Here is a 25,901-nt window from a genome sequence, read left to right on the forward strand (position 1 = left end):
TCCTCGTCCGTTTCGTAGAAAGGGTCCTTCCATGTTGAGAATTCTCAGCCGTCGTACGCGTCGGTGGGCGGCCGTGGCGGTGGTCGCGGTGGCGTTGCCGGTGGCGGTGGTGTCGACGGTGGCGGTGTCGGTGTCGCCGTCGTACGCGGCGACGATCGACACGGGTGCGTACTACGTGTTGACGTCGCGGCACAGTGGTAAGGCGGTGGATCTGTTCGAGTGGGCGACGCATGATGGTGCGCCGATCGTGCAGTGGGCGCGTAATGATCTTGCGGTGCAGCAGTGGCAGTTCGTGCCGGTGGGTAGTGGCTACTACCAGGTGCGGTCGCGGCATTCGGGCAAGGTGTTGCAGGTGGCGAATGCGCAGGATGGTGCGGAGTTGACGCAGCAGGTTGCGGGTTCGGACACGCGGCAGCATTTCGGTGTGGTGGATTCGGACAGTGGTTTTGTGCGGTTGATCAATCGGCACAGTGGTAAGGCGTTGGATGTGTGGGAGTGGTCTACTGCGGATGGTGGGCGGATCTCGCAGTACACGGACACCAACGGCTGGAACCAGCAGTGGCAACTGCACCGGATCGGCGGCGGGGACCCGGGGGCGCCGTACGGCAACACCCCGGACGGGTTCGCCCAGGGCACGACCGGCGGTGCCAGCGGTCAGACCGTCACCGTCACCAACCAGGCCGACCTCAACCGGTACGTGACGGCCAGCGAGCCGTACGTTATCCGGGTCGCCGGGGCGATCACCATCAGCCCGCGGGGCACCGAGCTGCGGGTGGCGTCGAACAAGACGATCGTCGGGGTGGGCACCGGCGGCGAGATCGTCAGCGGCGGCTTCTTCATCGGTACGGGCGTGAGCAACGTGATCATCCGGAACCTGACCATCCGGGACACTCTGATGCCGGACGACGACCCGGGTGACGACGCCTACGACTACGACGCCATCCAGATCGACACCGCCTCAAACATCTGGATCGACCACAACCGGCTCACCCGGATGAACGACGGTCTGTTGGACAGCCGCAAGGACGCGACGAACATCACCGTGTCGTGGAACCAGTTCCTCGACAACAACAAGACGTTCGGCATCGGCTGGACCGACAACGTGACCGCCCGGATGACCATCCACCACAACTGGTTCCGGGGCACCAACTCGCGGAACCCGAGTGCGGACAACCTGGCGTACCTGCACATGTACAACAACTACCTGCAGAACGTCACCGGGTACGGCAACTATGTGCGCGGCTACACCAAGGCGGTCATCGAGAACAGCTACTACGACAACGTCCGCGACCCGTACTACGTCGAGGCGGGCGAGCTCGTCCAGCGGGGCAACATCACCGTGAACAGCAGTTGGCGCAGTGGTCGGGTGACGTCGCGGGGCAGCGCGTTCAACCCGGGCAGCTTCTACTCCTACACGCTGCACCCGGCGTCGGACGTGCCGAGCCTGGTGTCGACCTACTCCGGCCCGCAGGCCGCCATCGGCGGCTGACCGGCGTCGCCGGGTCGCCCGGTCGGCTCGACCCGGCTGGACGACCCCCGACCGGACATTGACGAAATTGAAACCTATCAATACGATGTCTGGAAAGCGCTTTCATGCACGTGGACGCGGGGCCACGTGACCCGTCCCAGGAGGTAACGCACCATGAGTCAACCCGTGGATGCCGGCGTCGGCGGCCGCCGACGCCGGCATCGCATGGCGATCCTGGCCGGCGCCATCGCCGCCATCGCCACCGCCGCCATCGGCGCGATCGGCGTCACCACCGCATCCGCCGCCACCGTCGACACCAACGCCACCTACGTCTTCGTCAACCGCCACAGCAACAAAGCCATGGACCTCTACAACTGGGCCACCAACGACGGCGCACCCATCGTCCAGTGGACCCGCAACGACCTCGCCGTCCAGCAGTGGCGCTTCGTCGACGCCGGCAGCGGCTACTACAAGATCCGCTCCGTGCACAGTGGCAAGTACCTCGAACTACCCGACGCCAACGACGGCACCGCACTGGTCCAGAACGCCGACAACGGCACCACCCGCCAGCACTTCCGCCTCGCCGACTCCGACAGCGGATACGTCCGCTTCGTCAACCGGCACAGCAACAAGGTGATCGACGTCTGGGAGTGGTCCACCGCCGACGGCGGCACCCTCGCCGGGTACAGCGACCTCAACGGCTGGAACCAGCAGTGGCAACTGAACACCGTCGGCGGCGGCAACCCCACCCCACCGCCGAGCACCTCCTGGCCGACCCCGACCGGGCAGGTCAACGTCAACGGCACGATCCAGGTCTCCGGGACGCTCGACGGTGGCATGCGTCGCTACTGCTGCATTGGTGACGGCGGCCAGGAGGAGAGCCAGGACCCGGTGTTCCAGCTCGCGGCCGGAGCCACCCTGCAGAACGTCATCATCGGCGCGCCGGCCGGCGACGGCGTGCACTGCTCGGGACCGTGCACGCTGCGCAACGTGTGGTGGGAGGACGTCGGCGAGGACGCCGCGACCTTCCGTGGCAGCGGCAACCCGAGCTTCCTGGTCGACGGTGGTGGCGCCCGGGCCGCCAGTGACAAGGTCTTCCAGCACAACGGTCCGGGCACGCTGACCATCCAGAACTTCCAGGCCAGCAACTTCGGCACCTTCTACCGCTCCTGCGGGAACTGCTCCACCCAGCACCAGCGCGACGTGGTGATCCGCAACGTGACGTTGACCCGGCCGGGCGGCACCGTCGCCGGCATCAACGTCAACTACGGAGACACCGCCCGGTTCAGCGGGGTCACCATCGTCAACGACTCCAGTCGGTCGATGGTGATCTGCCGCAAGTACAACGGCAACAGCAGCGGCGACGAGCCGAGCCAGGTCGGTACCGGCCCGGACAGCACGAACTGTCTCTACTCATCGTCGGACCTCACCTACCGCTGATCCCGGTTCACGGTGGGCGCGCCCGACACGTGCGCGCCCACCGGCGAACGTCGGTCGACTGATCAGGAGCTTCCATGTCTCGATACCCGCGTCGGGCGGCGTGGCCGGTGGTGGCTCTGGCCACCGCGGCTGCCACCGCCGGGATGACCGTGGTGACCACGCTGTCGGCCAGCGCCGCGAGCGGCTGCCAGGTCACCTACACCATCGGTGCGCAGTGGCCGGGTGGCTTCGGCGCCAACCTCGCCATCACCAACTACGGCGAGCCGATCGACGGATGGACGCTGAGCTGGACATTCGCCGCCGGCCAGACGATCACCCAGTCGTGGGGGTTCACCGCGGATCCGGCCAGCGGCACCGTCGTGGCCCGCAACGCCAGCTACACCGGGTCGATCCTGACCGGCGCCACCGTCGGCGGCGGCTTCAACGGTACGTGGAACGACTCGTCGAACCCGGTTCCGTCGACGTTCACTCTCAACGGCACGGTCTGCACCGGTCCCGGCCCGACGAGCCCGCCCGTGACCACGGCTCCGCCGACCCCGCCGACCACGGCTCCGCCGACCACGGTGCCCCCACCGACGGACACACTGTTCGTGGCGACCAACGGCAACGACGCCAACCCCGGTACGGTGGGTGCCCCGCTGGCGACGTTGGCGCGTGCCGTGGCGCTGGCGACCCCGGGCACTACGATCACGCTACGCGGGGGCACCTACCAGTTCGACACCAATGTGCGGATCATGAAGGACGGCACTGCGGCCAACCCTTACACGATCACCAGCTACGACGGTGAACGGGTGGTGCTCGACGGGGAGAATCTGCCGCATACGCCGGCTCCGGTCGGCGGCAGCATCCCGAACCTCGAACGCGGCGTGCTGCATATCGAGGCCGACTACTGGCGGGTGCGTGACCTGGAGATCGCGCACGGACCGTACGCGATCTTCTGCCGCGACTGCAGCAACAACGTCTTCGAACGGCTGGTAACCCGCGACAACTACGAGTCCGGGCTGCAAATCCAGGGCGCGGCCAGCAACAACCAGGTGATCGACCTCGACTCGTACGGCAACCGGGATCCGCGCAAGAACGGCGAGAGCGCCGACGGCCTGGCCATCAAGGAGGGTTCCGGCAGCGGCAACGTGGTGCGCGGTGCCCGGTTGTGGAACAACTCCGACGACGGTTTCGACGCCTGGCTGTTCACCTCGCCGATTCTGATCGAGGACTCGGCGGCCTGGGGCAACGGCTTCAACCGGTGGGACCTGCCGGGCTACTCCGGTGACGGCAACGGGTTCAAGATGGGTGGCGGCGATCCCGACCCGCCGGCGAACCACACCATTCGCAACAGCTTCGCGTTCGACAACGCGGTCGGCGGTTTCATCGACAACGGCAACCCGGGCACCATCACCGTCGAGCGCAACAGCGCCTGGCGCAACGGTGACGGTGGCTTCAAGTTCGCCAACTCCACGTCCCGGCTGACCGGCAACCTGGCGATCGGCAACGGTGCGGGGGTGTCGCTGGGCAACTCGACGGCGACCGGCAACTCGTGGAACATCAAGAGTTCCTGGAGCGCCGCCGATCTCGTCAGCACGGACCCGTCGCTGCTGATCGGGCCACGCGACGCCGACGGCGGCATCCGGAGCTCTGCCTTCCTGCGGCCGCACAGCTACCCGAACCTTGGTGCCCGCAGCTGACCACGAAAGCGACAATCAGCAGTTAATTACATGAAAGCGACGGTACCCCCAGCGCCTGGCGGGCCCTGCGCCCGCCAGGCGCACTCGTGTTGTCGTCGACGGATTGGCGATATATCGTCAAAGTATCGACAAGACATCGTAGGAGGCAGACATGAGGTTCCACCACCGATTCCACGGCGGACCGCAGGCCTGGATGCGGGGCGGATTCGGATTCCCGCCGTTCGGTCCCGGTCCCGGCCCCGGCTTTGGTCCCGGCTTCGGCGCCGGGCCGGGCGGCGGCGGCCCGCGGCGGGGCCGGGGCGGCGGACGCGGCCGGCGTCGGCCGAACGTGCGTGCCGCTGTGCTCGCCCTGCTCGTCGAAGGACCAATGCACGGGTACGAGATGATCCGGGAACTCGACTCCCGTACCGGCGGTGCCTGGCGACCGAGCCCGGGATCGATCTACCCCACCCTGCAACTGCTCGAGGACGAAGGGCTGATCGTCGGGACCGTGGACGCGGCCGGCGGCAGCCGCCGGCAGTACGCGTTGACCGACGCCGGCCGCCCCGAGGCCGAGCAGGCCGCCGAGCAGGCGCCGTGGACGCAGTTCGCCCCGGAAACCGTGGAGAGCTGGCACGACGTGCGCGAATCCGGTATGCAGACGTTGCACGCGCTGCGGCACGTGATGATGAACGGTACCGCCGAGCAGCGGGAGCGGGCCCTGGCCGTACTCGACGAGACCCGCCGCAAGCTGTACGCCATCCTGGCCGACTCCGAGTAGGTCGCCGGTCACGGCAGGATTCGCCGGATCGGCTGTCGATCCGGCGGCCCGCCGATCGTCGTCAAGGCGTACGGCAACGCCACTACCTGCGAGGAGCCCGACATGAAGTACATGCTGTTGTTCGTCAGCCCGCCGACCGACAGCCCGGACCAGCCCGGGGCGCAGTGCACCGTCGAGGACTGGATGGCCTACGACAAGCAGATGAAGGACGCCGGCATCTGGGTCAGCGGCAACGCCCTGGCCGACCTGACCACCTGCACCTCGGTCAAGGTCGACGTCGACGGACAACGGATCGTCACCGACGGTCCGTTCGCCGAGAGCCGTGAGGTGCTCGGCGGGTACGACGTCATCGACGTACCGAACCTGGACGTCGCGCTGGACTGGGCGGCCCGTTCGCCCGGTGCCCGGGATGGATCGGTGCAGGTGCGTCCGATCGCCGAGTTCGGGCTCTGACACCGGATGGTCGGCGGCGAGCCGCAGAACCAGCCGGCCGCCCGGGGCCCGGAAACGGACCCGGCGGCGGTACGCGCGTCGGTGGCGGCCGTGTTCCGCGAGGAACACGGCCGGCTGCTCGCCACCCTGGTACGCCGCTTCGGTGACCTGCACCTGGCCGAGGAGTCCGCCGCCGAGGCCATCGAGGCGGCGCTGACGCACTGGCCGGTCTCCGGGGTGCCGACCCGCCCCGGCGCGTGGCTGCTGACCACCGCTCGCCGCCGGGCCGTCGACCGGATCCGCCGCGACCGGACGCTGGCCCTGCGGATCGCGGTGCTGCAGGCCGAGGCGGACCGGGCCGACCCGGCTCCGGCGGCGGACGTCGACCGGGACCTGCCCGACGACCGGCTGGCCCTGTTCTTCACCTGCGCCCACCCGGCGCTGACCGAGGAGGACCGGGTGGCGCTGACCCTACGCTGCCTCGGCGGGTTGACCACCGCCGAGGTGGCCCGGGCCTTCCTGGTGCCGGAGGCGACCATGGCCCAGCGGATCGTCCGGGCGAAACGCAAGATCCGCGACGCGCGTATCCCGTTCCGGGTGCCCGGTGCCGACGAGTTGCCGCAGCGGCTACCCGGTGTTCTGCAGGCGGTGTACTCGATCTTCACCGAGGGGTACGCGGCCAGCTCCGGTCCCCGCCTGCAACGCCTGGACCTGGCCGAGGAGGCCATCCGGCTGGCCCGCATCCTGCACCGGCTGCTGCCCGCGCAACGGGAGACCGCCGGACTGCTCGGCCTGCTGCTGCTGGTGCACGCCCGCCGACATACCCGGACCGGCCCGGACGGGGTGCCGGTGCTCCTCGACGAGCAGGACCGGCGTCGGTGGGACCGACCAATGATCGGGGAAGGCTGTGCGTTGGCCCGCGCGGCGTTGACCGGCGGCCCACCGGGCCCGTACGGGCTGCAGGCCGCCATCGCCGCGCTGCACGACGAGGCGCCCGACGTCGCCGGCACCGACTGGCCGCAGATCGTCGCCCTCTACGACGTACTGCTGGGGGTGGCACCGTCGCCGGTGGTGGCGTTGAACCGGGCGGTGGCGGTGGCCATGCGGGACGGCCCGGCAGCCGGTCTGGTCCTGCTCGACGAGCTGGCCGCCGATCCGCGCCTGCGGTCGTACCACCCGTTGCCGGCCGCCCGGGCCGATCTGCTGCACCGGCTCGGCCGGCACGCCGACGCGGCCGACGCCTACCGGCAGGCGGTGGACCTGGCCGGCACCGAACCGGACCGGGAACATCTGCGGCGTCGGCTGGCCGAGGCCGAGGCCGCGACCCGCGTCGACTGAGCCGGTACCGGGCCGCCCGACACCCGCCCGCCACCCACCGATCCAGGTGCGGCTCAGCCGGTGCCGTCGTCCGACAGGTGGCAGGCAGCCAGGTGGCCGTCGCCGCGTGCGGTCAGCACCGGATCGTCGACGGCGCACCGGTCGAACGCCGCCGGGCAGCGGGTCCGGAAGTTGCAGCCACTCGGCGGGTCGGCGGGAGACGGCACGGAACCCCGCAGGATGATCCGTTCCCGGGCCCGCTCGGCGACTGGGTCGGGCAGCGGCACCGCGGACAGCAACGCCCGGGTGTAGGGGTGCGCCGGCCGGGCGAACAGCGTCGCCCGGTCGGCCACCTCCACGATGCGGCCGAGATACATCACCGCGATCCGGTCACTGAGGTGCCCGACCGCGGCCAGGTCGTGGGCGATGAACAGGTACGCCAACCCGAGCTCGTCGCGCAGGTCCTCCAGCAGGTTGATGATCTGCGCCTGGATCGACACGTCGAGCGCGGCGATCGGCTCGTCGGCGACGATCAGCTCGGGCTCGCAGGCCAGCGCGCGGGCGATGCCCACCCGCTGGCGCTGCCCGCCGGAGAACTCGTGCGGGTGCCGGTGCGCGTGGTCCGGGTCGAGGCCGACGAGTTCCAACAGCTCACCGACGCGGTGCCGGCGGGCCCGCGACCCCCGGTGCAGGCCGTGCACCGCCAACGGCTCGGCGACGACCGAACCGATCGTCATCCGGGGGTCCAGCGACGCGTACGGATCCTGGAAAATCATCGTGAGGTGCCGGCGCATCGCCCGCAGGTCCCGCCGACGCAGCGCGGTGACCTCGGTGCCCCGCACGCTGACCCGCCCACCGGTGGGTTCGACCAGTCGCAGCAGGCCCAGCCCGGTGGTGCTCTTGCCGCACCCCGACTCGCCGACCAGCCCCAACGTCTCGCCGGCCGCCACGGTGAAGCTCACCCCGTCGACCGCCCGGACCACCGCATGCTGCCGGCGGCGTAGCCCGCCACCGGCGACCGGGAAGTGCACCCGCAGGTCGGTCACGCTCAACAGCGGCTGCTCAGTCATCTCCACCGTCCGTACCGGTGGCGGTGCCACCGACGACGTCGTAGAAGCAGGCCACCCGGTGGTCCGGGCCGACCGTGCGCAGCGGCGGCACCTCGGTGGCCGCCCGTGGGTCGTGCCGGTAGCCGCAACGTGGATGGAACGCGCAGCCCGGCGGCAGCGCCGTCGGATCCGGCGGCTGGCCGGGGATCGTCGTCAGCCGGCGCGGCCGATCGGCGCCGACCCGGGGCACCGCCGCCAGCAGTCCCATCGTGTACGGGTGCCGGGGCGCGGCGTACAGCTCGTCGACCGGTGCCTGCTCCAGGATCCGGCCGGCGTACATGACCGCGACCCGGTCGGCGATCCCGGCCACCACCCCCAGATCGTGGGTGATCCAGACGACCGCGAGGCCCAGCCGTCGTTGCAGCCCGGCGACCACCTCGAGGATCTGCGCCTGGGTGGTGACATCCAGCGCGGTGGTCGCCTCGTCGGCGAGCAGCACCTTTGGCTCACAGGCCAGCGCCATCGCGATCATGACCCGCTGGCGCATCCCGCCGGAGAACCGGTGCGGGTAGTCGCCGAGCCGGTCCCGGGCGTCCGGCAGCCCGACCTGTTCGAGCAGCTCCACCGCCCGGTCGCGGGCCGCCGCGCCGGTGGCCACGCCGTGCAGCTCGATCGGCTCGACCAGCTGCGACCCGATCGTCTTCACCGGGTTGAGGGAGGTCATCGGGTCCTGGAAGACCATCGCGATCTCGTTGCCCCGGATCCGCCGCAGCTGTCGCTCACCGGCGGCCAGCAGGTCCACACCGTCCAGCAGCACCTGCCCGGTGGCGGTGGCCGCCTCGTCGAGCAGGCCGAGGACCGCCAGCGCGCCGACGGACTTGCCCGACCCCGACTCGCCGACGATGGCCAGCGTTTCACCCGGGTGCACGTCGTAGCTGACCCCGTTGACCACCCTCGCCACGCCCCGCCGGGTGCCGATGCGCACCGTCAGGTCCCGTACCGACAGCACCGGGTCGCCGGCCATCAGCCCTGCCCCCTCGACTCGATGACCGACCGTTGCCGTGGGTCGAGCGCGTCGCGCAGCCCGTCGCCGACGACGTTGAACGCCAGCACGGTCGCGAAGATGGCCAGACCGGGGAAGATGCCCATCCACGGTGCCTGACTGACGAAGTCGCGGCCCTCGGCGAGCATCCGTCCCCAGGCCGGATCGGGTCGCTGCACGCCCAGACCCAGGAACGACAGCGCCGCCTCGGCCAGGATCGCGAACGCCAGGCTCAGCGACGTCTGCACGATCACCGGCGCGGCGATGTTCGGCAGCACGTGGCGGAGCAGGATCCGCAGGTCGCCGGCGCCGACGGCGCGGGCCGCCCGGACGTACAGCTGGGCCGAGACGACGAGCGTCGCGGCCCGCACGATCCGGGCGAAGATCGGCGTGTAGACGATGCCGATGGCGATCATCGCGTTGGTGATGCCCGGGCCGAGGATGGCCAGCACCGCGATCGCCAGCAGGATCGCCGGGAACGCGAACAGCACGTCCATGGTGCGCATCAGCAGCGCGTCCGTCGCGCCGGAGTAGAAGCCGGCGACCAGCCCGATCAGCAGGCCGGCGGTCAGCGAGATGCCCACCGCGACGAACCCGACCTGCAGCGACACCCGGGCTCCGACCAGCACCCGGCTGAGCACGTCGCGGCCGAGATTGTCAGTGCCGAACGGGTGCGCCCACGACGGGCCCGCGAGCCGGCCCGGCACGTCGACCGCGTTCGGGTCGTACGGGGCCAGCCACGGCCCGACCACGGCGACCACCGCCAGCCCGGCCAGCACCAGCAGCCCGGCCAGGGCCAGCCGGTTGCCCAGCAGCAACAGGAACAGGCGGCGGGTCATCGGCGCCGCACCCGCGGGTCGAGGTAGCCGTACAGCAGGTCCACCAGGAAGTTGACCACCAGGAACATCAGCGCGATGGCCAGCACCGCGCCCTGCAGCAGGCTGTAGTCACGCCGGACGACCGCGTCGTACGCCAGCCGGCCCAGACCGGGCCACTCGAAGATCACCTCGACGATCACCACCCCGCCGAGCAGGAATCCGAGCTGCAGACCGACGGCGGTCACGATGGAGATCCAGGCGTTGGGCAGCACGTGCCGGCGGACCGTCTGCCAGCGGGACAGCCCCTTGGCCCGGGCGGTACGGGCGTAGTCCTGGTGCAGCGCCTCCAGCACCGCCGAGCGGACGAACCGGGTCAGCACCGAACCGGAGATCAGCCCCACGGTCATCGCCGGCAGCACCAGGTGGTGGGCCGCCCGGACCGGATCGTCCAACGGCGACACGTAACCGGAGGCCGGCAGCCAACCCAGCAGCAGCGCGAAGAGCAGGATGTACATGATCCCGCTCCAGAAGTCCGGCACCGAGATCCACAGCTGGCTGAACCCGGTGGCGATCCGGTCCACCAGTGACCCGGAGCGCACCGCAGAGACGATGCCCAACGGCAGCGCGATCGCCAGCGCGACGGCGAGCGCCGCGCCGGCGAGCAGGCTGGTCGGGCCGAGCCGGGCCAGCAGCAGCCGGGTGACCGGCTCACCGCTGCGGAAGCTGACCCCCAGGTCGCCGGTGACCGCGCGGGCCAGCCAGCCGCCGTACTGGGTCAACAGCGGCTGGTCCAGCCCGGCGCGGGCCCGCATCGCCTGGTACAGCTCCTCGTCGAAGCGGGTGCCCAGGGCCAGCCGGATCGGGTCGCCGGGCACCAGCTGGACGATCAGGAAGACCGCGACGCTGACCCCGAGCATCGCGACGACCGTCTGCAGCGCCCGCCACAGTAGGAAACGCGCCATCGCGGCGGCTCAGTCGGTCAACCGCACGGTCCGCAGCCGGGTCTTGCCGTCCGGGTGCATCTCCACGCCGGACACCTGCGGCGCCCAGGCCAGCGTGGCCTGCGGGCTGTACAGGTAGCCGTAGCTGACCTCGTCGATGATCAGCTCGGCCGCCTGGTGGTAGAGGTCGCGCCGTTCGGTGTCCTCGACGCTGGCCCGGGCCTGGTCGAGGTACTGGTCGACCTGCGGGTTGGCGTAGCCGTGGAAGTTGAACGATCCGGCGGAGTGGTGCTGGGCGTAGTAGGCGTACTCGCCGTCGAGGTTGTTCAGCCAGCCGAGGACGTAGCAGTCGTAGCTGCCGTTGCCCTGCTCGTCGAGCCAGCTGGCGAAGTCGAGGGTACGGATTTCAGCGTTGACGCCGACGTCGCCCCACTGGCTGGCGATCACCTCGGCGGCGGCCAGGGTGTGCGGGTACTCGTTGGTCAGCATCAGGTCGACGGTGAGGTCGGTGACGCCGGCATCGGCGAGCAGCTCGCGGGCCTGGTCCGGATCGTGGCTGAACGGGGCGTAGTCGGTGGCCCAGAAGTTGCCCGGCGGCATCGCCGACTGCACCGGCGTCGCGGCGTCGAAGAAGGCGGCCTGGGCCACCTGTTCGCGGTCGATGGCGAACGACAGCGCCCGGCGTACGTCGATGTCGTCGAACGGCGGCCGGTCGAAGTTGCAGGTGAAGTACCAGTAGTCGTTGCTGGCCTGCTGGCCGAGCTCGACCTCGGGGTCGTCGCGCAGGGTGGCGATCTCCTGGGCCGGCACGTTGTTGGTCAGGTGCACGGCACCGGTGCGCAGGTTGGTCAGCGCGGTGGTCGGCTCGGAGACGAACCGGAACTCGACCCGGTCGACGTACGGACCGTCGCCCCAGTAGTCCGGGTTGGCCTCCAGCACGATCCGGTCACCGGGGGTGTAGCTGACGAACCGGAACGGCCCGGTGCCGATCGCGTCGGTGGTCAGCCCGTCGCCGTCGATCAGCTCGGGGGCGACGATCGCCATCCCCTTGAACCCGCCGATGTTGGCCAGCAGGTTGGGGGTCGGCTGGTTGAGGACGAACTCGACGGTGCGGTCGTCGACCTCGCGTACCTCGTCGACGGTCTCGAACCGCCAGGCGTTCGCGGCGGTCTCCGCGTCGGTGATCCGTTCGAAGCTGGCCACCACGTCGCTGGCGGTGAACTCCCGCCCGTTGTGCCAGGTGACGCCGTCGCGCAGCTGGAAGGTCCAGGTGAGCAGGTCCTCGCTGACCTCCCACTCGGTGGCCAGCGCGGGTTGGAAGCTCAGGTCGGGGGCCGGCTCCACCAGGGTGTCGTAGACGTTCTCCAGCACCAGGAAGGTGGGCGACGCGGTGGAGACGTGCACGTCGAGGCTGTCCGGCTCGCTGGAGATGGCCACCACCAGGGTGCCGTCGGAGGTGGGGGTCCCGTCGTCGGTCTCCAGGGACTCGCCGGCCGAGCAGCCGGCCAGCGCGAGCGCCGCGGCGGCGGCGAGGCTCGTCGCCCGCCCGGCCGACCGGTTGGTACGCGCGGATCGCCGCCGGTGCGGGAACGCTGGGGAGGGATTCACCGTCTGTCTCCTACCTCGTTGTCGCCGTTACGGGCTTGACGGGCCGGGTTGCGTCGACGGGATGGTGCACGTCGGGGCTGGTGCACATCGCCAACTGCGTGGTGCCGCCGGATGATGCCGCGACTGGCTGCGGATCGGTGCACCGACCCTAGTCGATCGCTGCAGGGGTCACAACTCGATGACCTCAGGTGACCGTGGTCCACGTCGGGTCGGTCCGCAGTCCGAATGGAACGGTTCATTCGACGACAGCTCGCCTTGACACACTGGCGAACGCATCCATAGCCTTCAGTCTCTTGTATCGTTTCATCGACTGTCACGGGTGCCTGACACCGTCCCGCGGCCGGCCGCTCGGCCAGAGCCGGCCGCGCCGCCCGTCGACCGAGGAGATTTCCGGATGAACCGTCGTACCCGACGTCGCCGTCCCCACCGTCCACCCACCGCCGTGGCGTTGCTTGCCGGCGTCCTCACGCTGACCCTCGGCGTACCGGCCGGCGCCGCCCCCGTCGACCGGGCCGACGATGTCCACGGCCCCGCCGACGGACCGGCCGGCGGTGGTCGCCCCGACGCCGTCCAACTCGAACATCTCGACCGCGGCCTGGTCGCCGCCGCCACCGACCAGGGCGTCTTCCTCGGTTGGCGACTGCTCGGCCACGAGGTGACCGGCTCCGGTGCCACCGGCGTGACCGGTACCGACTTCCACGTCTACCGGGACGGCCGGCGGCTGGCCACCGTCACCGACAGCACCAACTACCTGGACACCGACCCCGCGACCGGCGCCGGCTACCAGGTCGCCGCCGTGGTCGACGGCGTCGAGGTCGACCGCAGCGATCCGGTGCACCCGTGGTCGCAGGCCTACCACGATCTGCCGCTGCGTCGGCCCGCCGACGGGGTCACCCCGGCCGGTGAGGCGTACACCTACTCCGCCAACGACATGAGCGTCGGCGACGTCGACGGCGACGGGCGGTACGAGTTCGTCGTCAAGTGGGACCCGTCCAACTCCAAGGACGTCTCCCAGGTCGGCTACACCGGACCGGTCTACCTCGACACGTACCGGCTGGACGGCACCCTGCTGCACCGCATCGACCTCGGGGTCAACATCCGGGCCGGCGCCCACTACACCCAGTTCCTGGTCTACGACTTCGACGGCGACGGCCGCTCGGAGATGATGCTCAAGACCGCCCCCGGCACCAGGACGATCAGCTACCGGCCCGACGGCCGGGTCGCCGACGAACGCTACGTCACCATGCCGGAGTCCGACCGGCGGGCCGGCTACTCGCACCGCGACGACTACCGGATGTCCGCCGCCGACTACCACGACCACCTGGTCGACATGTTCCAGGGCTGGCACGCCCACCCGGAGGTGGTCGCCGGCAACTGGCCCGCCACCCTGGAGGCGGCGTTCGGCATCGACCCGGCGTACGAGTATCCGCTGTCGCGGGCCGCCGCGCAGGCCCTCGCCGACCACTTCATCGACGTCTACGCCCCGGCCCGCAGCAGCCGCAACAACCTGCGTGCCTTCGAAGGCTTCATCGTCGACGGCCCCGAGTACCTCACCGTGTTCGACGGCGCCACCGGGCGGGAGTTGCAGACCGTCCACTACCAGCCCGGTCGGCACGACGACGGTCTGATGTGGGGCGATTACGCGATGTCGCGCATCGAGCCGGGCAACCGGGTCGACCGGTTCCTCGCCGCGGTGGCCTACCTGGACGGCCGCCGGCCGTCGGCGGTCTTCGCCCGCGGCTACTACACCCGCTCCACCCTGGTCGCCTACTGGTGGGACGGGCGCAAGCTCACCGAGCAGTGGTACGTCGACAGCGGCTGGACGCCGATGACCAACCCGTTCAACGACTCGCCGCACGGTCGCGACGGCACCGACGACGAGTTCGCCACCATCACCACCCAGGGGCAGCACTCGATCAGCGCGGCCGACGTCGACGGCGACGGCCGGCACGAGATCGTCTACGGCGCCGCCACCATCGACGACGACGGTAGCCTGCTGTACAGCGCGTTCGCGCAGTTGCCGCCGGACAGCGCGGCCCCGGGCACCATGGCCCGGCTCGGCCACGGCGACGCCATGCACGTCACCGACATCGACCCGCGCCGCCCCGGCCTGGAGGCGTACCTGGTCTTCGAGGGCGGGCGGTGGGCGCCGTACGGGCACGGACTGCTCGACGCCGCCACCGGTGAAGTGATCTTCGGCGCCTACTCCGGAGTGGACACCGGCCGGGGCATGATCGGCGACATCGACCCGCAGCACCCCGGCCACGAGGTGTGGGCGGTCAGCGGACTCGGCCTGCACACCGCCGCCGGCGAGCCGCTCGGCTCGCAGATCCCCGGCACCAACATGAGCATCCGGTGGGCGGCCGACGGCAGCACCCAGATCGTCGACGGCGCGATCGACCAGACCCCGACCATCGACGACTGGCGCCGGGGTCGGCTGCTCACCGCCGAGGGCACCCGGACCAACAACTACACCAAGGGCAACCCGGGCCTGGTCGCCGACGTCTTCGGTGACTGGCGGGAGGAGTTGCTGCTGCGTACGGTCGACAGCACCGCGATCCGGATCCACCTGAGCACCGAGGTGACCGATCGCAAGATGTACACCCTGATGCACGATCCGCAGTACCGCGCCGAGGTGGCCCGCCAGCAGACCACCTACAACCAGCCGTCGTACCCCGGCTTCTACCTGGCCGCCGACACCGACTTCGGAAAGGTGCCGGTGCCGGACCTCTGGGCACCGGGCAGCCTGCCCGCGCTGCGGACCGCGTACGACGGATTCCGGCGCGACGGCGCGATCACCGGACCGGTCACCCACCGGCTGTCCGCCGCGCTGGATCAGGCGCAGTGGCACCTCGACCGGGGCCGCACCGGCCCGGCGACGCAGGCCCTGCAGCGCTTCGTGCACCATCTGGCGCATCCGCACCGGCGTGACCGGGTCGACCCGGCCGCCGCGGCAGCGCTGACCCACCAGGCCCGGACCGTCATCGGCATGCTCGGCTGACCACGACTCGACAGACCGGGAGCTGACCCGCGGTGCGCGACGGCTTGGCCCGTCGCGCACCGCTGGTGGCGCCTACCGATAGGGTCGTCGGTCGTGGGAAGACTGTGGCAGGGCGTGACCGCGACCGTCGGCCGGCTGGCCGGTCAACGCGTACCGGCGCAACGGCGCCCGACACCGGCCAAGCTGGCCCGCCGCCGGCAGGTGGCCGCGTTGCAGCGGCGGCAGCTGTCGTACGCACCCGAGCTGGACGGGCACGCCGATCCCGGCGAGATCGTCTGGACCTGGGTGTCGTACGAGGAGGACCCCCGGCAGGGCAAGGACCGCCCGGTCCTGGTGGTGGGCCGGCGCAGCCGCACGCTGTTCGGGCTGATGCTGTCCAGCCAGTCCGACCGCGACGGGCAGCGGCACTGGCTGTCGCTGGGCACCTGGGGCGACGACGGCCGGCCGAGTTGGATCCGGCTCGACCGGGTGCTCACCATGCGGGAGGACAGCATCCGGCGTGAGGGTGCCATCCTCGACCGGGGCCGGTTCGACCGGGTGTGCCAGGCGTTGCGGGCCGGTTACGGCTGGTCCTGACCGGGTCAACGCCCGCCGGTGCCCGACGACGACGAAGATAGCCGTCGGGCACAGTTCGCCGACACGTCACGATCGTGTGCCCTGCCCGCCGCCCGGCGGTTGCCATGCTGGCCGGATGGTGACGGCATCATGAGGATCGTTCGGCTGGCGAATTTCATCACCGGCAGCTCCGGTGGGTTACGGACCGCGCTGCGGGAACTCGGCACCGGCTACCTTGCCGCCGGCCACGAGCCGGTGCTGGTGGTGCCGGGGGCGGCCGACGCGGAGGAGGACACCGCACAGGGGCGGGTGATCACCGTCGCCGGGCCGGCGGTGCCCGGCACCGGCGGCTACCGGGTGCTGCTTGGCCGTTCCCGGGTACGCCGCCTACTCGCCGAGCTCGCCCCGGACCGGCTGGAGGTCTCCGACCGCACCACGCTGCGGTGGACCGGACAGTGGGCGCGGCGGCACGGCGTACCCGCGTTGATGGTCTCCCACGAGACGCTCGACGGCCTGTTGCGGTTGCCGTTCGGCGTCCGATCCGCCGGCCCGGCGAAGCTGACCGACCGGATCACCGAGCGGATCGCCGACCGGCTCAACGCGGCGACCGCCGCCGGATACGACCGGGTGGTGTGCACCACCGAGTGGGCCGCGCGTGAGTTCACCCGGATCGGGGCGGACAACCTGGCCCGGGTGCCGCTCGGCGTGGATCTCGACCAGTTCCACCCCCGCCGGCACGACGAGGCGGTCCGCGAGCAGTACGCGCCCAACGGTGAACTGCTGGTGCTGCACTGCGCCCGGCTGTCCGCCGAGAAGTGCCCCGAGCGGGTCCTCGCGGCGCTGGCCGCGCTGCGCGACCGCGGCGTACCCGCCGTCGGGGTGATCGTCGGCACCGGCCCTCGTCAGGCGGGTCTGCGCGCACACGCCGTCGAGGCCGGGCTGACCGTGCACTTCGCCAACTACGTCGGCGACCGCGACGAGGTCGCCCGGCTGCTGGCCGGCGCCGACGTGGTGATCGCACCCGGGCCGGTGGAGACCTTTGGACTGGCCGCCCTGGAAGCCCTGGCCAGCGGCACCCCGGTGGTGGTCGCCGCGGAGAGCGCGCTGCCGGAGGTGATCGGAGACGCTGGGCTGGCGGTGGCCGGCGGCGGGCAGGAGTACGCGGACGCGATCTGCGAACTGGCCGGCCGACCGGTGGCGGCGCGACGCGCGGCGGCCCGCCGCCGGGCGGAGGGCTTTCCCTGGTCGGCGGCGGTCGACGGCTTTCTCCGTGCCCACCGGGTCGACGCTGGCGCTGACCAGTCTGCTGGCGCTGACCAGTTCGCTGGCGCTGACCGGATTGCCCGTGCTGCTCGCTCCGGGTCCGAGTCCGGTTCCGCGTACGACAGCGCCGGGCGTGGGCATCGAGCTGCCCGCGCCCGGCGCTGACTGGTGGATCAGGTGGTCAGCACCTGACCCAGTCCAGGTTGAACAGGGTGTCGACGTTGCCTTCGGTCGTGGTCATCGACATGCTGGCCTGGCCGCTGGAGGTGCCGGCGTCCACTCGCAGTTCGGTGTTGATGTTCAGCACCCGCTGCTGCCCACAGGGGACGTACACCAGCACTGGTGCGTGGTCCGCAGTGGCCCAGAAGCCGTTGTACGGTCCGCCGAACGTGGCGTCGGTACGGCTGTTGTCGGACGAACCCTGCCAGTAGTAGTTCGTCCGCTGCCGGCCGGTCGCTCCACTGGGAATCCGGGCCCGACCCCGGTAGTCCGCGGTGGCGACCGCGAAGGTCCAGCCCGCCGGCACCTTGACGAGCACACCGAGTTGGCAGTTCTTCCGGCTGTCCGTCGGGTCGGCCCCGTCACCGACGGTGGCGAGGAAGTCGTAGTAGCGGATCCGGAAGCCGGTGTTGTCGGGGTTGGCAACGACCCTGGCCGTGCCGGGCGCGCAGCCTGAACCACTGGCGGCCACCACCTCCACGGTGATGTCGCTGTCCGGCACGGCGCTCGGCGTCGCCGGGGAGGCATGGGCCGGAGCGGTCAGGGTCAGCGCGAGAACCGTGCCGAGTGCGGCGAACATTCCGTGTCTCGTGCCGGTGAGGCTTCTTTTCATTCCGTTCCCCTCAGGGCTCAGGTTATGACGGCTGGGGCACACACGACTTTGCGGAACAACCGCGCCGTGGATCTTTGTCTGCTGGGCCCTTTGGATCATGGGGGATTGGGTCCAGAGTGTTTCGGCGGGGCGTCCTGCGAAAGGATGATAGCGACGAGCATCGATGCATGCAAGTATCTGCCAGGATCGATATGTTGATATTGATTCTGCCCAGGTCGTATGTCGTGTGCCCGTTTCGGCGGGATCAACTAGCTGGTCATTGGAGGCAATTGGGTCAACCTCTTGTCATGTTATGGGCGATTTACACGGTTGGTGCTGGCGCCGTCTGATCTACCGGCTGGGCTGGAAGGGTCGGCGGCGAGATCGCGTGCGATCAATTTAGAAAAACCCCTGTGGCAATTAAATTTACGTTGACAACCATCAATGTCTGTACGTAGATTGTTGCGCACGCATCGTCGCATCACACATCGGAGGAGGTTTCATGCGCAAACTGCTGACGCGTGGCGGCGTGGTGCTTGCGTTGCTCGCCTCATCGTTGATCTCGGGCGCACCCGCGTCCGCCAAGGGGATCCTGGATGACCCACCGGATGACCAGGTTGTGATCGATCTGGTCGCGATGGCGGGTTCCGGTTGTCGGCCAGGTACCGCCGACGTCGCCGTCTCGCCGGACAACACCGCCTTCACCACCATCTACAGCGACTACCTGGTACAGGCGGGTCCGGGTATCTCGGTCACCGACGGTCGCCGTAACTGTCAGCTCAACGTGCTGGTGCACGCGCCGGCGGGCTACACCTTCGCGATCGTGAAGGTGGACTACCGCGGCTACGGGCTGCTCAGCCCGGGCGCCATCGCCACGCAGCGGGCCAACTACTACTTCCAGGGAATGACTCAGGGCACCTTCAGCAGCCATCCGATTCCGGCTCCGCTGGACGACAACTGGATGGTGAGCGACGAGGTGCCGATCGCCTCCGTGGTCTGGCATCCGTGTGGCGAGATCCGCAACCTCAACATCAACACCGAGTTGCGCCTGAGCAAGGGATCGTCGACGGACGTTAGCTTCCTGACCATGGACTCGACGGACGGCAGCATCGAGACGATGTACCACCTGGCCTGGCAGCCCTGCCCGTGAACTGACTGACCCCGTACCCGATGACAGAGGGTGGCCGGCGCGACCGGCCACCCTCGATCGGGACCCGATCGCCAGTCTGTAACTGTCCTGACACGAACTTCATCTTCTGCCGGATAGCCTCGAACCCGGGGAGCATCGGTGGAGTTCGAAGTTCTTGGTGCGCTGACCGTGCGCGATCATGCCCGCCGAGTGGTGACGGTGCCGCCGGGGCGGCCCACCCGGTTGCTGGTCGGACTGCTGCTGCGGGCCGGCCGACGGGTGCCGGTCGGCGAGCTCGCGGAGCTGCTGTGGGAAGGCGATCCGCCCAAGTCGTACCTGGCGAATCTGCAGACCCACGTGTCCCGGCTACGCCGGCTGCTGCCGCACACCCCGATCCGCTGGCAGGTCGACGGATACCGGATCGACGCCGATCCGGACCAGATCGACGTGCACCTGTTCGCGCACGAGATCGACGCGGCCCGCGATGCCGCCTCGAACGGCGACGTACGGCTGGCAGCGATGTCGTTCCGACACGCACTTGACAGGTTCGCCGGACCCCCGCTCGCTGGGGTTCGTGCGGGTAGCTTCACGGCCGACCTGGCCCGGCTGGACGAGCTACGGCTTGCCGCCGAGGAAGGGCTGCTCACCGCCGAACTGGCCATCGGCCGGCACCAGCCGGCGGTCGCGCGGGCCGAGGCGCTGGTTCGCCAGCACCCGCTGCGCGAACCGTTCTGGGCCCTGCTCATGCGGGCGCTGGCCGCCGACGGGCGCGTCGCCGAGGCACTCGACACGTACCAGCGGGCGCGTGACGTCCTGCGGGACGAACTCGGCACCGAGCCCGGCCCCCGGCTGGCCGCCGTGCATCGCGCGGCGCTGCGGGGTGAACTGCCGATGGCTGCGGATGCGACGCCGACGGCCGTGCCGGTAGCCGGCGGGGCCGCCGTGCCGGCGTCCCCCGCCGTGCCACCGGTGTGCCAGCTGCCGCCGGCGGTCGCTGACTTCACCGGACGTGGCAAGGTGGTCACTGATCTGCTCGCCCGGCTGACGCCTGCGGCGCGAACCGCGCCCCCGGTGGTGGTCGTCTCCGGACCGCCAGGCGTGGGAAAGACAGCGGTGGCTGTGCACGCCGCACACGCGGTACGTCGGGCCTACCCGGACGGCGTCCTGTTCGTTCGGTTGTCCGGTGCGACCGAGCGCAGCCGTGCCTCGGCCGACGTCCTGCGAGACCTGATCGAGGGTCTCGGAGCCAGCGTACGATCGGTGCCCGACCGGCTCGACGCCAAGTCGGCCGCCTGGCGGTCCTCGGTCGCCGACCGCCGCCTACTGGTCGTACTGGACGACGCGGCCTCCGCCGGTCAGGTGCTGCCGCTACTGCCCGGCACCCCCGGCTGCGCGGTCCTGGTCACCAGCCGGTGGCGACTCAGCGACCTGCCCGGGGCCGGCCTGCTGGTGCTGCAACCGTTGGCCGACGACGACGGGCTGGTCATGCTCTCCCGCATCGTCGGACCGGACCGGGTCGCCGCTGAGCCGGCAGCGGCGGAACGGGTCCGGGACTACTGCACGAACCTGCCGCTGGCGCTCCGGATCGCCGGGGCCCGGCTGGCGGCCCGGCCGGACCTCGCCCTGTCGACTTTCGCCGATCGGCTCGCCGATCGGCGTCGCCGACTCGACGAACTGGCCACCACCGACCAAGCGGTCCGCGGCAGTCTGCACCTCAGCTACGTCGGCCTGGCCCCGCCGGCCCGGCAGATTCTGCGCCGGATCGCCGTGCTCGGCGCGCGGGACGTTCCGGCCCGAGCGCTCGTCCTACTCTGCGGCACCGGTACCGGCCCCGCAGCAGCCGAGGCCGCCGTCGATCAGTTGATCGGCGCCAACCTGGTGGAGGTCGACACCGCCCATCCCGAGCCCCGCTACCGGCTGCACGACCTGCTGCGCGCCTACGCACGGGAGCGCGCGGACACAGAGGAACCGGCCGGGAGTCTCGACGAGGCGCTGTACCGGTTGATCACTGCGGCCTGCTGTGCCGCCCAACTGGCCACCGCGCGGTTGCCGCGCCCGTCGTTCGACCCCTCGCCGCCGGGCGACCCGGCGCAGACGTGGCCGGGCGACCGGCCGGCCGGACCGCTGGGCGGTGAACTGGTCCGGCAGATCCGCCGCGAACCCCGCGCCTGGTTGCGGGCCGAGCAGCGCAACCTGGTAGCGGCCTGCCGGTACGCCGCCGTACGAGGCTGGCTGGACCAGTCCGTCGTGCTGGCTGCCGCGCTCAACTCCCACCTGTGGATGGAGGGGCATCTGGACGAGCTGGCCGCCGTGCACCGCACGGTACGCGCTGCCGCCGTCCGGCACGGGCATCGGAGGTACCTGGCCTGGTCCGTCTTCATGAACGCCCGGGTAGCCAGCTTGCGGGGCGAGCTGACGGCGGCGGTCACCGGCTTCCGCGCCGCGCGGGCACAGGCATCGGAGCTGTCCATGAGCGACCTGGTCGGGCACGCGCTGAGTGCGCTCAGTTTCTACCTGGCCGAGGGACGGGCCGGTGACGACCTCGCCGTCCGGTACGGACGCCTCGCTGTGGCCGTGTTCCGCAGGATCGGCCAGCGGGCCGGCGAGGCCGAGGCGCTGCGGGTGACCGCGCTGGCGCTCAACCGTCCGGACCGTTCCGATGCCGCGCTCGCCGTGATGGACCAGGCGGTGCCGATTACCGAGTCGCTGGACGATCCGATGGCCCTCGCGATGCTGCTCAACGCGAGGGCCGGGATCCTGACCGTCGCGGGCCGCTACGCCGCCGGCGCGCGAGACTCCCAACGCTGTGTCGACCTGCTGGCCAGCATCGGAGAGCGGGTGGTCCGGGCGTACGCGCACAGCCAACTCGGCTACCTGCTGCTCGGGCTGGCCCGGGTCGACGACGCGGTGGTCCAGTTCGTCGCCGCGCTCGACCTCGGGGTGCAGATCGGGGACCAGACACTCATCCTCAGCATGGAGCGGAACCTCGCGTTGCGTCTGTGCCGGCGGGGCATGGACCGGCAGGCGGCGGCGGAGGTACGTCGGTGCGGCTTGGCCCTGCGGCGGCTCGGCAACGACGGGCGCGCGGCGCTGACCCTGCGGCTGCTCGCCGAGCTGTACGAGCGGCTCGGCGACCGGGGCGCAGCCGGCTGGGCGCGAGCGCAGGCCGGCCAGCTCGTCGCCGCCGACCCCTTCCTCGACGAGCGGCTCAACCTGCTCCGTCAGCTGACCGGCAGCCACCCGGCACCGGGCGGCGACCCGGCGAACGGCCGGGACGGAACCCCCGTTGATCCGTCCCGGCCGTGACCATCGCCCGTTGGTCAGCCGCAGTTACCCAGCTGGGTGCGGCCGCCGGAGGCGAGCGTGCCGGCGGCGGTGGAAGCGGTCGGCACGTTCCAGATCCAGCCGAAGTAGTTGACGCATCGGTCGGCCGCGTACACGGTCCGGTTGGCGTAGTGCGAGTAGTCGCCCGCGTCGTCGTAGTAGACAACGGTGCCGTTCGACTGCTGTACCCCGATCTGCACCCGGGTCCGGGTCGGCGTGCCGTGGTAGGCCGTCTTGCGGGTCACCACGCAGTTGTTGCCGTTGCTGGCGTTGTAGGTCAGGTACACGTAGCCGTAGACCGTCCCGGACGGGGTCCGGATGGTCCGCGTCCCGTCGCTGACGATGTTGTATCCGGAGCCGCAGGCGGCCTGGATTACCTCAGCCTGTGAGTGGGCCGAGGCCGGCGCGGCGGACAGGGTCACCACCGTGGTCACCGCCAGGACGAGGGCTCCTGCCGTGGCGAGCAACTGGCGGCCGGTGCGGGGTAGCGCGCGAATCACTGGTCCTCCCGTTGTGGCGGGTCCGTCCCGCCTCACCGACGACCCTTCGCGGTCCGGCCACATCGCCACCACATCGCCACCACATCGCGTCCGGCGTCAATGTTCGGAGGGGGAACGGTCGATGGCGGGCCCGGAGGATCGGCCGCGTCGCCACCCGGACTCACGCCTACGTCGGTGCCGGGACTCTCGTCTACCCGGTGACGACCGTCGGTGTCCGGCGCGCAACGTGGACGCCAGGTCCCAACCTGACGGCGACCCGGGCCAGGGCCCGGTCACCGGGCCGGGTCGCGACGTGGAAGTGCGAGGCCGTCGCCGGCGACAGGTCACCACCCCAGACCACGGTGCCTTCGCAGTCGGCGAGTATGTCCCGTACGACCGCCTCCTGGTGCGGCCACAGCGACTCGCTACCGCCCAGCGGGTAGGCGGTCGGGTGCAGGGCGATCGCGGTGCCGGAGAGGTAGTTGGATTCGACGGCGGTGCGCACCACGCGGTCGGCAGCGTAGCCGGCGACGCCGCCGCCTTCGCCGGTGTCGACCGGGCCGATCTCGTAGTGCCAGCGGCGGGCGACGTGCAGCAGCACCCCGGCGGCGGGACCTCGGCGCAGCGCTACCGAGGCGGTGGAACCCTCGATCCGGTGGACAGCGATGGCGGCCGGATCGATCCGCCAGCCGTTTGCGGATACCTCGTGGATTTCGTTCCGCGCCTCGGCAACCCCGGTCGCGTGGGCGGCGCCAGTGGGCGTCAGGGCGAGCACGCCGGTGCCGACGGCGCCGCCGAGCAGGACACGTCTGCTGATCATCTCGGGCTCCTCACTCACTGGCCGGAAACGAGCGCGACTCACTGGCCGGAAACGAGCGCGGCGACCCCCGGATCGGCTCCGTCCCGCCATACGTCGTGCTCCAGTCCCCAGCCAGGCGTGAACTCGTACTCCCGGATCTGGTTGAACGCCCAGTTCGCCGGCAGCGGGAAGCCGAGGTTGCCGGAGTAGCCCCAGGACATCCCGGAAACCAGCGACCACCGGGCGCCGACCTCCTGCGAGACGCGGCTGCAGACGTTGCGCGAGCCGTAGACTCCGAACTGGTAGTGGTCGCCCAACTCGGCGAGCGCCGCCTTCACCCCTTGGAAGTACGGCTTGACTCCGCTGTCGATGTCGACGTCCAGAGCGTCGAAGTCGACCGCGAAGTAGATGCAGGTACCGGCGGGAATCCGGTGCGCTACGGCCTTTTGATGGGCGATCCGCCCCTGGTCGTACCCCTTCGGGTAGGTGAAGTTGCCCAGCTGAGTGCCGTTGTACTGGAAGATCGGGAAGAATCGCAGCCCGGCGTCCAGGATGGTCTCCGGTTCACCGGGCTTGAGCGCCTTGTCCAGAAAGTACGGGTCCGACGGCGGCAGATGCTCGTCGAGGTAGCGCCCGACGATCCGGTAGCCGGCCGCGACGAGCTGCGCGCCACGGGCCGCGGTGATCTCGGTGATGCAGTCGCAGCCGGTGGCGGGCCGGCCGGTGTCGCCGCAGGAGACGAGCAGCTGGGCCCAGGTGGTGTAGTCGTTGGTGCCGCTCTCGGGGATCTGCGAGAAACGCTGGAAGGCGCGCAGCCACGCCAGGTGGGTGGCGGTCTCCACATCGGTGTCGATGTCCTGCGGGTGGTACGCCAGCGGCAGCTGTGGATCGCCCGGCAGTAAGGTCGGCGAGTTGACGTAGCACGCCGACCGGAACAGGTGCCGCAGATCGCCGGTGAGCCGGCCGGAGCCGACCCCACGCAGCCCGGCCTGGGTGCCCGGCCCGAAGTTGCCGTTGATCGAGCCCAGCGGGATGCCGACCTCGTACTGGATGGCCATCATCAGCCCTTGCTGCACGTCCCGGGAGTAGAACCCGTCGCAGGGCACCAGGCTCATCGCCGGGATGCCGACGCCGGCCACGTAGCGCGAGTTCAACCGCTGCTGGATGCCCCGGACGGTGCTGTCACCCTGCGGCACCAGGCGGAACTGGTCCATCCGCAGCATCGCCCGCGCGACGTGCGGCCACATCGCCCGCCGGGCCGACAGGCCGGCGTACGACAGCCCGGCGTCGACGTAGAGCTGACTGAACGAGTCCTCCGAGCCGGCGGTCCAGACTCCTTGATCGGTGGCGGCCCAGTAGCCCTTGCACCACAGCGCGGCGTTGTAGATGCGGACCAGGTTGGTGTTGGTCTCCTCGGCTGGCAGCCGGTTACGCGTGCGGACCGCGGCGAGGGTGCCAGGCCCGAAGTTCTGCACCGTCGGCGAGATGCCGAGCTCGTACTGCAGCCCCTGGGTCAGCGAGAGTACGGTCGGCCAGCCGGTGCGCCCGTCTTCCGGGCAGCTGAGGTATCCCGGCGCGCCGGCGTAGGTGGCGTTGACCCACTGCTGGGCCGCGAGTACGTGGCTGTCCGCCAGGCTGGTCCGTGGCAGGCCGGAATCGATCATTTCAGACATCCCCCGTGCTGTCGTCCGATGATGTGGACGATACGGCCCATCAGACCGGGTTGTAAGTTGTCTGTCGTCGATCAACATCCTGGCCGGGGTCGGTCTTGACCTGGTCGATGGTGTGCCCAGCGGGTCCCGTCCGGACATGGCGAGGCCCGGAGAGCTGTCCTGTCTCCGGGCCTCTGGGCTGCCGCCCATTTGCTGTCGCCAGTACGTTTAAAAGGGACAGATCACTCTTTATGACGCCGGGTTTTGCCCTTAAACTACCGCGCCGCGGTGGAGGCGCGAGCTGGAATCGAACCAGCATCCAGCTGTCCCT

The 25,901-nt window shown here is 70.4% G+C and carries 20 protein-coding genes; 11 read left to right on the plus strand and 9 right to left on the minus strand.

Translation table 11 applies throughout. The annotated features are described in order from the left end of the window. Positions 1-73 precede the first annotated feature (73 nt). From O7629_RS07880 to O7629_RS07905, 6 genes are all read left to right on the plus strand, one after another. Complete coding sequence (locus tag O7629_RS07880; RefSeq protein ID WP_278168374.1) at positions 74-1,489, plus strand: RICIN domain-containing protein; 1,416 nt, start codon at positions 74-76, stop codon at positions 1,487-1,489. Positions 1,490-1,642: 153 nt separating this feature from the next. Continuing rightward, positions 1,643-2,908 (plus strand): pectate lyase, encoded by a 1,266-nt coding sequence (locus tag O7629_RS07885; protein ID WP_278168375.1) that lies wholly within the window; start codon positions 1,643-1,645, stop codon positions 2,906-2,908. 74 nt (positions 2,909-2,982) lie between these two features. Continuing rightward, positions 2,983-4,590, plus strand: a complete 1,608-nt coding sequence (locus tag O7629_RS07890) for a cellulose binding domain-containing protein (RefSeq protein ID WP_278168376.1) — start codon at positions 2,983-2,985, stop codon at positions 4,588-4,590. 151 nt (positions 4,591-4,741) lie between these two features. Further along, on the plus strand, positions 4,742-5,350 hold the full coding sequence (locus tag O7629_RS07895) for a PadR family transcriptional regulator (RefSeq protein ID WP_278168377.1): 609 nt from the start codon (positions 4,742-4,744) through the stop codon (positions 5,348-5,350). 102 nt (positions 5,351-5,452) lie between these two features. Continuing rightward, positions 5,453-5,803, plus strand: a complete 351-nt coding sequence (locus O7629_RS07900) for a YciI family protein (RefSeq protein ID WP_278168378.1) — start codon at positions 5,453-5,455, stop codon at positions 5,801-5,803. Positions 5,804-5,809: 6 nt separating this feature from the next. Then, complete coding sequence (locus tag O7629_RS07905; protein WP_278168379.1) at positions 5,810-7,120, plus strand: DUF6596 domain-containing protein; 1,311 nt, start codon at positions 5,810-5,812, stop codon at positions 7,118-7,120. A 53-nt stretch (positions 7,121-7,173) separates the two neighbouring features. Here the strand turns inward: O7629_RS07905 and O7629_RS07910 are convergent, their stop codons facing one another. The 5 genes from O7629_RS07910 to O7629_RS07930 are packed head-to-tail and all read right to left on the minus strand — an operon-like array spanning position 7,174 to position 12,557. Next, positions 7,174-8,169: an oligopeptide/dipeptide ABC transporter ATP-binding protein gene (locus tag O7629_RS07910; protein ID WP_278168380.1), complete on the minus strand. Its 996-nt coding sequence runs from the start codon at positions 8,167-8,169 to the stop codon at positions 7,174-7,176. Continuing rightward, positions 8,162-9,172, minus strand: coding sequence for an ABC transporter ATP-binding protein (locus O7629_RS07915; RefSeq protein ID WP_278168381.1), 1,011 nt, complete (start codon positions 9,170-9,172; stop codon positions 8,162-8,164). Before O7629_RS07915 ends, O7629_RS07910 begins: the two co-directional genes overlap by 8 nt. Beyond that, a complete protein-coding gene (locus O7629_RS07920; RefSeq protein WP_278168382.1) occupies positions 9,172-10,029 on the minus strand; it encodes an ABC transporter permease in 858 nt (285 codons plus the stop codon). The genes O7629_RS07915 and O7629_RS07920 overlap by 1 nt, the downstream gene beginning before the upstream one ends. Next, a complete protein-coding gene (locus O7629_RS07925; protein WP_278168383.1) occupies positions 10,026-10,970 on the minus strand; it encodes an ABC transporter permease in 945 nt (314 codons plus the stop codon). Before O7629_RS07925 ends, O7629_RS07920 begins: the two co-directional genes overlap by 4 nt. A 9-nt stretch (positions 10,971-10,979) precedes the next feature. Then, on the minus strand, positions 10,980-12,557 hold the full coding sequence (locus tag O7629_RS07930; protein ID WP_278168384.1) for an ABC transporter substrate-binding protein: 1,578 nt from the start codon (positions 12,555-12,557) through the stop codon (positions 10,980-10,982). A gap of 394 nt (positions 12,558-12,951) precedes the next feature. Here O7629_RS07930 and O7629_RS07935 point away from each other — a divergent pair, with 394 nt between their 5' ends. From O7629_RS07935 to O7629_RS07945, 3 genes are all read left to right on the plus strand, one after another. Beyond that, the gene (locus tag O7629_RS07935) at positions 12,952-15,558 is read left to right on the plus strand and encodes a rhamnogalacturonan lyase (RefSeq protein WP_278168385.1); all 2,607 of its coding nucleotides are present in this window, start codon (positions 12,952-12,954) and stop codon (positions 15,556-15,558) included. A gap of 93 nt (positions 15,559-15,651) precedes the next feature. Further along, positions 15,652-16,134 carry a type II toxin-antitoxin system PemK/MazF family toxin gene (locus O7629_RS07940; RefSeq protein WP_278168386.1) on the plus strand — a complete coding sequence of 161 codons (483 nt, stop codon included), beginning with the start codon at positions 15,652-15,654 and terminating at the stop codon, positions 16,132-16,134. A 129-nt stretch (positions 16,135-16,263) separates the two neighbouring features. Further along, entirely contained in the window at positions 16,264-17,541 is a 1,278-nt protein-coding gene (locus O7629_RS07945) for a glycosyltransferase (protein WP_278168387.1), read from the plus strand. 16 nt (positions 17,542-17,557) lie between these two features. Here the strand turns inward: O7629_RS07945 and O7629_RS07950 are convergent, their stop codons facing one another. Continuing rightward, positions 17,558-18,208 carry a DUF4360 domain-containing protein gene (locus O7629_RS07950; protein WP_278168388.1) on the minus strand — a complete coding sequence of 217 codons (651 nt, stop codon included), beginning with the start codon at positions 18,206-18,208 and terminating at the stop codon, positions 17,558-17,560. A gap of 481 nt (positions 18,209-18,689) precedes the next feature. On the opposite strand from O7629_RS07950, the gene O7629_RS07955 reads away from it, so the two are divergent. Together O7629_RS07955 and O7629_RS07960 are read left to right on the plus strand one after the other, a co-directional pair. Further along, the gene (locus O7629_RS07955; RefSeq protein WP_278168389.1) at positions 18,690-19,337 is read left to right on the plus strand and encodes a DUF4360 domain-containing protein; all 648 of its coding nucleotides are present in this window, start codon (positions 18,690-18,692) and stop codon (positions 19,335-19,337) included. A 138-nt stretch (positions 19,338-19,475) separates the two neighbouring features. Beyond that, positions 19,476-22,622, plus strand: a complete 3,147-nt coding sequence (locus O7629_RS07960; protein WP_278168390.1) for an AfsR/SARP family transcriptional regulator — start codon at positions 19,476-19,478, stop codon at positions 22,620-22,622. A 14-nt stretch (positions 22,623-22,636) separates the two neighbouring features. Here O7629_RS07960 and O7629_RS07965 read toward each other — a convergent pair whose 3' ends face one another. The 3 genes from O7629_RS07965 to O7629_RS07975 form a co-directional block, all read right to left on the minus strand. Next, a complete protein-coding gene (locus O7629_RS07965) occupies positions 22,637-23,140 on the minus strand; it encodes a hypothetical protein (protein ID WP_278168391.1) in 504 nt (167 codons plus the stop codon). 190 nt (positions 23,141-23,330) lie between these two features. Beyond that, entirely contained in the window at positions 23,331-23,939 is a 609-nt protein-coding gene (locus tag O7629_RS07970; protein ID WP_278168392.1) for a hypothetical protein, read from the minus strand. Positions 23,940-23,977: 38 nt separating this feature from the next. Next, on the minus strand, positions 23,978-25,582 hold the full coding sequence (locus O7629_RS07975) for a glycoside hydrolase domain-containing protein (protein ID WP_278168393.1): 1,605 nt from the start codon (positions 25,580-25,582) through the stop codon (positions 23,978-23,980). Positions 25,583-25,901: the final 319 nt, after the last annotated feature.

It is taken from the genome of Solwaraspora sp. WMMD792 (genome assembly GCF_029626105.1).
Classification (GTDB): domain Bacteria; phylum Actinomycetota; class Actinomycetes; order Mycobacteriales; family Micromonosporaceae; genus Micromonospora_E.